This is a genomic window from Streptomyces sp. ISL-12 (assembly GCF_018614415.1).
GTDB lineage: Bacteria > Actinomycetota > Actinomycetes > Streptomycetales > Streptomycetaceae > Streptomyces.
On sequence record NZ_JAGGOO010000053.1, the window covers coordinates 40,049 to 48,300 of the forward strand.

Here is an 8,252-nt window from a genome sequence, read left to right on the forward strand (position 1 = left end):
CGCCCCCTAGGTTCGGACACCGCGGGGGACACCACGGGGGACGACGCGGGGGCACGACCGGAACGGGGGACCGGTCGCGCCTCCGTGTTCCCGGTGGTCAGCCGTTCGGCAGGATCACCGCGCGGCCGTTGACCTTGCCCTCGTGCAGCCGCTCGTAGGCGAGCGGGGCGTCGTCGAGGGAGTACGTCTCGGTGTGCACCGACACCGCTCCCGCGCGGGCCAGTGCCAGCACCTCCATCAGCTCGCCGCGGCTGCCCCAGTAGGGCGCCGACACCGACACCTCGAACGGCGTCAGGCCGAACCCGACCGGGAACGGCGCCCCGCCGATGCCGACCAGCGCGACGTCGGCCTCGACGCCCGCGACACCCGCCGCGGTCCGGACGGTCGGCGCGACGCCGACGAAGTCGAACACCGCCTGGGCGCCGACCGGACCGGTGATCTTCCGGACCGCGTCGACGGCCTTGTCGTCGGAGCGCACCGTCTCGTGGGCGCCGACCTCACGGGCCAGGCGCAGCTTGTCCTCGCTGACGTCGAGGGCTATGACCCGGGCGGAGGTCAGCGCGCGCAGCAGCTGGATGGCGACGTGCCCGAGACCGCCGGCGCCGATGACCACGGCGGTGGAGCCCGGTCCGAGCTTCGGCAGGGACTTCTTGACGGCGTGGTACGGCGTCAGCCCGGCGTCGGTCAGCGGCACCGCCGCGACCGGGTCGAGGCCGTCCAGCGGGACCAGGTGCCGGGGGTCGTCGACGAGCAGGTACTCCGCCATCGACCCGGGGCGGCCGAGCCCCGGCGGGTGGATGCCCAGCTCGTCGGCGCGCAGGCAGTAGTTCTCCTTGCCCTCCGCGCACTTGGCGCACGCGCCGCAGCCCCAGGGGCCGTAGACGGCGACCGCGTCGCCCTCGCTCAGGCCGGTGACCCCGGCGCCGAGCGCGGCGACGGTGCCGACGCCCTCGTGGCCGAGGGTGAGCGGCAGCCCGTACGGGAAGCCTTCGGCGGGCCAGCCCATCACCGCGATGTCGGAGTGGCACACCCCGGCGGCGGTGACCTTCAACAGCACCTGGCCGGGCCCGGGTTCCGGGTCGGGGACCGTGACCACCTCGGGGGGTGCCCCGATGGTGCGGTACTGCAGAGCCTTCATGGTCGGAACTCCTTCGCTCTGTTGTCTCCCCCGTGGGCGGGACTCAGACGGCGGTGTAGGCGCCGTCGACCAGGTGGTAGCTGCCCGCGATGAAGGACGCGCGGTCGGACAGCAGGAAGGCGATCAGCTCGGCGACCTCTTCGGAGGTGCCCAGCCGGCCGGCCGGGTGCAGGGCGACCAGACCGTCGTAGGCGTCCTGGTCCATGGTCTTCAGCAGCGGCGTCTCGATGAAGCCGGGGCCGACCGCGTTGATCCGGATGCCCTTGGCGGAGTACTCGGCGGCGGCCGTCTCGGTCAGTCCGACCACGCCGTGCTTGGCGGCGACGTACGCCGAGGAGCCGGCGAAGCCGACCTTGCCGAGGATGGAGGCGACGTTGACGATGGCGCCGCCCTTGCCCGCGGCCTCGATGACCGGCAGCTCGTAGCGCATCGAGTAGAAGACGCCGTCCAGGTTGGTGCGCACGACGCGGCTGTAGGCATCGATGTCGTACTCGCCGACGGGGGCGCTGGGGCCGCCGATGCCGGCGTTGTTCACGGCCAGGTCCAGGGAGCCGAAGGTGTCGACGGCGAACCGGACGGCCGCCTCGACGGACTCGGGGCTGGTCACGTCGAGGGTGACGGCGGCGGCCTCGACGCCCTCCGCCTTCAGGTCGGCGGCGGCCTTCTCGGCGCCCTCGGCGTTGTAGTCGGCGACGACGACCCTGGCGCCGCCGGCGCCGAGGCGGCGGGCGGTGGCCAGGCCGATGCCGGAGGCGGCGCCGGTGACCAGGGCGGTGCGGCCGGCGAACTCGGACGCGTAGTCGGTGACGGGGGTGGTGCCCGCAGTGTTCATGGTGTTCTCACTCTTCCGTGGTGCTGTCGGGGACCGCGGCCGCGATCTCCGAGGTCAGGGCGTCGTAGGCCCGCTCCACGAGGGCGGCTAGGTCTGCGGCTCCCGAGTTCTGGTCGCCGGTCCGGGCCCAGACGCGCAGTGCGGCGACCAGGACTCCGGCGGCGGCGTCGACGACGGCGGCCGGGCGCACGTCACGGGCGGGGTCCGTGCCGAGCCGGTCGGCGACGATGCGGATCGACTCCTCCTGGGCGTCGACCCGGATGCGCTGGTAGGCGCCGAAGAGGGCGGGCTCGCTGTCGACCAGGGCCAGCAGCCGCCGCATCCGCGGGCGCAGTTGCCGCGGCGGGTCGTCCGGGTCGGTCAGCCAGGCGTGCACCGCCCTGCGGTAGGCCAGCAGCGGAGGCTCGTCGGCCGGGCGGCACCGCAGCAGTGCGTTGATCCGGTCGCCGTCGCGGCGGACGAAGTCCAGGGCGGCGTCCTCCTTGCCCGCGAAGTGCCGGCTGAAGGTGCGCCGGGTGACGTCCGCGCGCTCGGCGATGGCCTCCACGGTCGTGGCCGCCGTCCCCTGGCCGAGGATCAGGTCGCGGGCGGCGGCCGACAGCGCGTCCCTGGTCTGCCGCGCCTTGCGCCGGCGCCGGTCGTCGGGGGCACCGGTCGCGCCGGGGGTGTCCGTGGGCTTCGCTGCCGTCATACGTCTCACGGTACACCCGAAAATGTCCCAGTGGGACATGTGTCCTGCTGAGACATTTCGTAAGGGGGTGCCGGCGGTCGGCCGTGTGCCGCCGCGGGGCAGGGGTACCCGGCCGCACCGAAGAGGGTCCTGAGAAGGCTCTGGCCGAACCGACGCGTGAAGTGGAGGCCCGTATGACCAGCGGAGCGGAGACCGGCGGCGTGACCGGTACGCAGGACAAGGACTACAACCTCATCTGGTACGTCGAGTCGTGCCTGAACAACGCGCTGCGCCTGGAGACGTACATCCAGGACGCCGAGCGGGACAAGGACACCGAGGTCGCCGAGTTGTTCCGCAAGGCCCAGGCGGACAGCCGCAAGGGCGCCGAACTGGGCAAGGAACTGCTGCGCGCCCGGCTCGCCCAGGGCTGACGACGGCACGCCCCCGGGTCCGGCCGCCGTGACAGACGCGGTGGCCGGGCCCGTCGGGGTCCGTACGGAGGCGGCCATCGGAGTGTCTCGTCGCCGCCCCGGGCGGTGGGCCGGGGACCGGAGGTGGTCGTACGACCCGGTCCACGATGCGCCGTTCGGCCCTGTCCGGCCGGTCGCGGGGGTCTTCGGGCCGTGTCAAGGTCACAGGTGAGCGACCCCGCGCGGCCGGGTACCCGGGACGTCCACGCGACCGGCCGACGGCCGCCGCTTCGTCACGCGCACGGCCCGCGGCGGCCACGAGTCGAAGGAGCCGAAGGAAAATGACCGACGTATCGAGCCAGGGTCCCGCTCCCGGCGACGACCGGAAGGTGCTCACCAACCGGCAGGGACACCCGGTCTACGACAACCAGAACCAGCGCACGGTCGGCGCCCGCGGGCCCGCCACGCTGGAGAACTACCACTTCCTGGAGAAGATCAGCCACTTCGACCGGGAGCGCATCCCCGAGCGCGTCGTCCACGCCCGCGGGGTGACCGCGTACGGCTTCTTCGAGGCGTACGGCGCCTGGGGCGACGAGCCGATCGACCGGTACACCCGGGCCAAGCTGTTCCAGGAGCGCGGCAAGCGCACCGACATCGCCCTGCGGTTCTCCACCGTCATCGGCGGACGCGACTCCTCCGAGGCCGCCCGCGACCCGCGCGGCTTCGCGGTGAAGTTCTACACGGAGGACGGCAACTGGGACCTCGTCGGCAACAACCTGGGCGTCTTCTTCATCCGGGACGCCATCAAGTTCCCGGACGTCATCCACGCCCTCAAGCCCGACCCGGTCACCTTCGAGCAGCAGCCCCGGCGCATCTTCGACTTCATGTCGCAGACCCCGGAGTGCATGCACATGCTGGTCAACCTGTTCAGCCCGCGCGGCATCCCGGCCGACTACCGCCACCAGCAGGGCTTCGGCGTCAACACCTACAAGTGGGTCAACCAGGCCGGCGAGACCAAGCTCGTCAAGTACCACTGGATGCCCAAGCAGGGCGTGCGCAGCATGACCGAGGAGGACGCCGCCAACGTACAGGCGGACTCCACCGGCCACGCCACCAAGGACCTCTACGAGGCGGTGGCGCGCGGCGACTACCCCGAGTGGGAGCTGCTCGTCCAGATGATGGACGACCACGACCACCCGGAGCTGGACTTCGACCCGCTGGACGACACCAAGACCTGGCCCGAGCAGGAGTTCCCGCCCAAACCGGTGGGCCGGATCGTGCTGAACCGGATGCCGGAGAACTTCTTCGCGGAGAACGAGCAGATCTCCTTCGGCACCGGCGTCCTCGTCGACGGGCTGGACTTCTCCGACGACAAGATGCTGGTCGGCCGGACCTTCTCGTACAGCGACACCCAGCGCTACCGGGTCGGGCCCAACTACCTCCAGCTCCCGGTCAACCAGGCCAAGAACGCCACCGTGCGCACCAACCAGCGCGACGGCTTCATGGCGTACCACATCGACGGCGGCGAGAACCCGTCGGTCAACTACGAACCGTCGATCACCGACGGCAGCCTGCGCGAGGCCGAGTACCCCACCCACGACGAGCAGGGGCCGGAGATCCGCGGCCGGGTCACCCGCAAGCGCATCCCGCGCACCAACGACTACCTCCAGGCCGGCCAGCGCTACTGCCTGATGGAACAGTGGGAGCGGGACGACCTGGTGAAGAACTTCGTCAACCTGCTCTCCCAGTGCGACCGGCCGGTGCAGGAGCGCATGGTGTGGCACTTCCTGCTGGTCGAGAACGACCTCGGACTCCGGGTCGGCGAGGGACTCGGCATCTCGCCCGAGGACGTGGCGGGCCTGGAGCCGCTGGCCAGCCAGGACCTCACCGACGAGGACCGCAAGCGGCTGTCCAACCTCGGCAAGAACCCGCCGCGCGACGTCGAGGGCCTCACCATGACCCACTGCGTGCCCAACGAGCGGCACGTCGTGACCCGGTGAGTCAGCGCCGCGGCGCCGCCCGGGCCACCGCGACGGCCTGCTCGGCGTAGCCCCGGCCGAACAGCACGGCGTGCACCAGCAGCGGGAACAGCTGGTGCACGCCGGCCCGTTCCCGCCGGCCCGCGGCGAGCGGCGCCGCCCCGTGGTAGGCGTCGAGGACGGCCGCCAGGTGCGGGCCGCCGAAGAGGCGCGGCATCGCCAGATCGGTCTCCCGGTGCCCGCCGTGCGCCGCCGGGCCGATGAGCCGGACCGCGCCGTCGGCGCCCCACAGCACGTTGCCGTTCCACAGATCACCGTGCAGCCGGGCCGGCGGCTCCGGCGGCCCGGCCGGCTCGGGCAGCCGCGCACAGACCCGCTCGACGTCAGCGGCCTCCGCGGCACGCACGGTGCCGTCGTCGACCGCGCGGCGCGGATACGGCAGCACCCGGTGCTCGGCGTACCAGCCGGTCCAGTCCGTGCCGGGGGCGTTGCGCAGGGGCGCCCGTCCGACGTACCCCCCTCCGGCCCGCCGGGCGGCGCGGCGCCGAACGCGGCAGCTCCGGCGGCGTGCAGCGCGGCTCCCGCCCGAACCGCTCGGCGGCCCGGACGTCCGGCGGGCCCTCGGCCACCAGGCCGGTGACCAGCCGGCGCCGGTCCGCGCCGCGCACCGCGGGGACCCGGACCGCCCCGGCCTCCGCCAGCCGGCGCAGCCCGGCGGCCTCCGCCCGGACCGCGGCCTCGTCGTCGCCCCGCTTGACCACCGTCCGCCCGTCGTCGAGGGCGACCTCGGCCGGCCCGGCGGACCGCCGGCGCTCGCCCGCCACCGCCCGCCCGGCGAGCCGCGCCGCCGCGGCCCCGGGCCCCTCGCCGTCCGTCGCGTCCATGGCGGCCACCCTGATCCGGGTAGCCGCCGACCCGGTGAATACCGCCGCGCACGCCGATCGAACGGCCCGGGAGCGGGGGACCAGTGGGATCATGACCAGTTCAGCGTTCCCCCGCACGATCATCCTGCCGCGGCCCGTGTGCGAGCAGGCCGCGCAGCACCTCGAACACGCGGTGCGGCGGGCCATCGACGGTGCCGCCGCCCCGTGGCGTGCCTTCCGCGGCGCCGACGACGAGGACTTCGAGATCCCCGTCTCCGTGGTGGAGCAGGCGGCGGGCTGTCTGCTGGTGCTGGCCGCCGAGAGCGCCCAGAACCTGCGCCCCTCCGCCCTGCGCGCCCTGATCACCGTCGCCCTCCATCTGCGGGACGCCGCCGAGGCCGTCCGCCGCCCCACCCTCCCGACCACGCCGTGGTGACCCCGTAGGAGGGGTGGCTCAGGCGCCGACGACGCGCAGTGACACCCACAGCGCCACCGTGGCCGCCACCAGCGTGGCCGGTACGGCGATCAGACCTAGCCGGGTGAAGAGGCCGATGTCCGCGGCGATGCCGTGCCCGTGCAGGACGCGCCGCCACAGCAGGGTGGCCAGCGAGCCGACGTAGGTCAGGTTGGGGCCCAGGTTCACGCCGATCAGGACCGCGAGGACGGGGCCGGGGCCGGCCGGCGCGGCCAGCGGCAGCAGGGCCAGCACGGCCGGCAGGTTGTTGACCAGGTTGGCCAGTACGGCGGCCACCGCCGCCACCCCGAGCAGCGCCGGCAGGGAGTGCCCCGAGGGCAGCATCCGGTCCAGCTCGTCGGCAAGGCCGCCCGCCACCACGGCCTGCACCACGACGCCGAGCGCCAGCACGAACAGGCAGAACAGCGGGGACGCGGCACCGGCCAGCTCCCGGACGGTGGCCCGGCGCCGCAGCAGCGCCCGGCCGCCGAGCAGCACGACACCGCCCAGCGCCGCCCACGCCGGTTCCACCCCGAACGGTGAGGTGACGGCGAACCCGGCCAGGGTCAGGGCGAGCACGACGAGCGTGAAACGGGGGACGGCGGGCCCCTCCGCCTCCTCCGCCTCCTCCGCCTTGTGTGAGGCGGTTTCCGGTGGGGCGGGCACGGCGAGGTCGGCGCGGAAGAAACGGCGGAAGACCGCGTACTCGACGGCGACCGAGACCAGCCACGGCAGCGCCATCAGCACGGCGAACCGGGAGAAGCTCAGCCCGCTCGCGGTGAACGCCAGCAGGTTCGTCAGGTTGGAGACCGGCAGCAGCAGCGACGCGGAGTTGGCCAGGTGCGCGACGGCGTACAGATGCGGACGCGCCGGGGCGCCGGCCCGGGCGGCGGTGGCCAGGACCACGGGGGTGAGCAGCACGACCGTGGCGTCCAGACTGAGTACGGCGGTGACCGCGCAGGCCAGCATGAACACCCCGGCCAGCAGCCGTCGCGGGCTGCTGCCGTACCGGCGGGCCACCAGCGTGCCGGCCGCCTCGAACAGACCGTCCCGGGCGCACAGGTGCGCCAGCACCAGGATCAGCGCGAGGAAGCCGACGACCGGCAGCAGACCGCGGACCTGAGTCCAGGCCGCGTCCGGCGTGACCGCGCCGAGCGCCACGGCCAGGGCGGCGGCGGGTACGGCGGCCGTGGCCTCCGGCAGACCCCGGGGTCGCACGACGGCGAAGACCAGCACGCCCAGCAGCAGGGCGACCGGGACGGCCTCGGAGAGGACGGCGGTACTCAGCGGTTCTCCTCGGGCTTCGTGGTCAGTGGACCGGGTGACGGCGGTCTGCGGTCTGCGGTCTGCGGTCGGCGGTCGACCGCCAAGGATCGCACCCGCGACCTCGGCGGACACCGCGCCCCCCGAGGTCGCGGCACGGATGTGGCCGACGCCACGGCGCCGGGGAGATCCGGGCCACGGAACGGGCCGGACGTCGCGGGCTACGGTGGTCGCCGCCCACCCATCGAAGACCCGTTCGGACGGCTCGGCAGTGCAAGCAGAACTCTCCCCGGTCATCGCGGCCACCACCCAATGGCTGACGCGCTCCTATCCGGCGTACGGCGGCGCGTTCTCCGCCGCGCTCTGCGAGGCGCAGGCCCGCCAGGCCGTGACGGTCGCGGCCCGGCTGCGCCACCCGACGCCGATGGACGCCGCGCTGGTCGGTGTGGCGGGGCCCGGTGGCTCCGCCCGGCTGGACTGGATCTCGGGCGCGGACGACGCGGTGGCCGGTGCGCAGGACGAGCACGCCTGGCGCAGCTGGGTCGACGAGGCCGTGGCGAGCTGGGCGGCCTGCCTGCTGGGCGACGCGGAGCTGGCGGGCCGAGCCGTGGCCGCGCTCACCGATGACGGCGTGGTGGGGGTG

The 8,252-nt window shown here is 73.9% G+C and carries 8 protein-coding genes and 1 pseudogene; 4 read left to right on the plus strand and 5 right to left on the minus strand.

Translation table 11 applies throughout. The annotated features are described in order from the left end of the window. Positions 1-97: 97 nt before the first annotated feature. From J7I94_RS15110 to J7I94_RS15120, 3 genes are read right to left on the minus strand one after another with little or no spacing between them, the layout of a single operon-like run. The gene (locus J7I94_RS15110; RefSeq protein WP_215167596.1) at positions 98-1,138 is read right to left on the minus strand and encodes an NAD(P)-dependent alcohol dehydrogenase; all 1,041 of its coding nucleotides are present in this window, start codon (positions 1,136-1,138) and stop codon (positions 98-100) included. A 43-nt stretch (positions 1,139-1,181) separates the two neighbouring features. Beyond that, a complete protein-coding gene (locus J7I94_RS15115; protein ID WP_215167597.1) occupies positions 1,182-1,970 on the minus strand; it encodes an SDR family NAD(P)-dependent oxidoreductase in 789 nt (262 codons plus the stop codon). Between the two features lie 7 nt (positions 1,971-1,977). Beyond that, entirely contained in the window at positions 1,978-2,661 is a 684-nt protein-coding gene (locus tag J7I94_RS15120) for a TetR/AcrR family transcriptional regulator (protein ID WP_215167598.1), read from the minus strand. 173 nt (positions 2,662-2,834) lie between these two features. Between J7I94_RS15120 and J7I94_RS15125 the strand changes: the two genes are divergently transcribed. Beyond that, positions 2,835-3,071 (plus strand): hypothetical protein, encoded by a 237-nt coding sequence (locus J7I94_RS15125; protein WP_215167599.1) that lies wholly within the window; start codon positions 2,835-2,837, stop codon positions 3,069-3,071. Positions 3,072-3,391: 320 nt separating this feature from the next. Further along, entirely contained in the window at positions 3,392-5,050 is a 1,659-nt protein-coding gene (locus tag J7I94_RS15130) for a catalase (RefSeq protein ID WP_215167600.1), read from the plus strand. Between the two features lies 1 nt (position 5,051). On the opposite strand, the pseudogene J7I94_RS15135 reads toward J7I94_RS15130, so the two are convergent. Beyond that, positions 5,052-5,913 (minus strand): annotated as a pseudogene (locus J7I94_RS15135) (fructosamine kinase family protein). Between the two features lie 91 nt (positions 5,914-6,004). Here J7I94_RS15135 and J7I94_RS15140 point away from each other — a divergent pair. Beyond that, positions 6,005-6,328, plus strand: coding sequence for a hypothetical protein (locus J7I94_RS15140; protein ID WP_215167601.1), 324 nt, complete (start codon positions 6,005-6,007; stop codon positions 6,326-6,328). 18 nt (positions 6,329-6,346) lie between these two features. Here the strand turns inward: J7I94_RS15140 and J7I94_RS15145 are convergent, their stop codons facing one another. Further along, on the minus strand, positions 6,347-7,633 hold the full coding sequence (locus J7I94_RS15145) for an SLC13 family permease (protein WP_251075188.1): 1,287 nt from the start codon (positions 7,631-7,633) through the stop codon (positions 6,347-6,349). 247 nt (positions 7,634-7,880) lie between these two features. Between J7I94_RS15145 and J7I94_RS15150 the strand changes: the two genes are divergently transcribed. Further along, a partial coding sequence (locus tag J7I94_RS15150; protein WP_215167603.1) for a hypothetical protein occupies positions 7,881-8,252 on the plus strand: 372 nt, incomplete at its 3' end.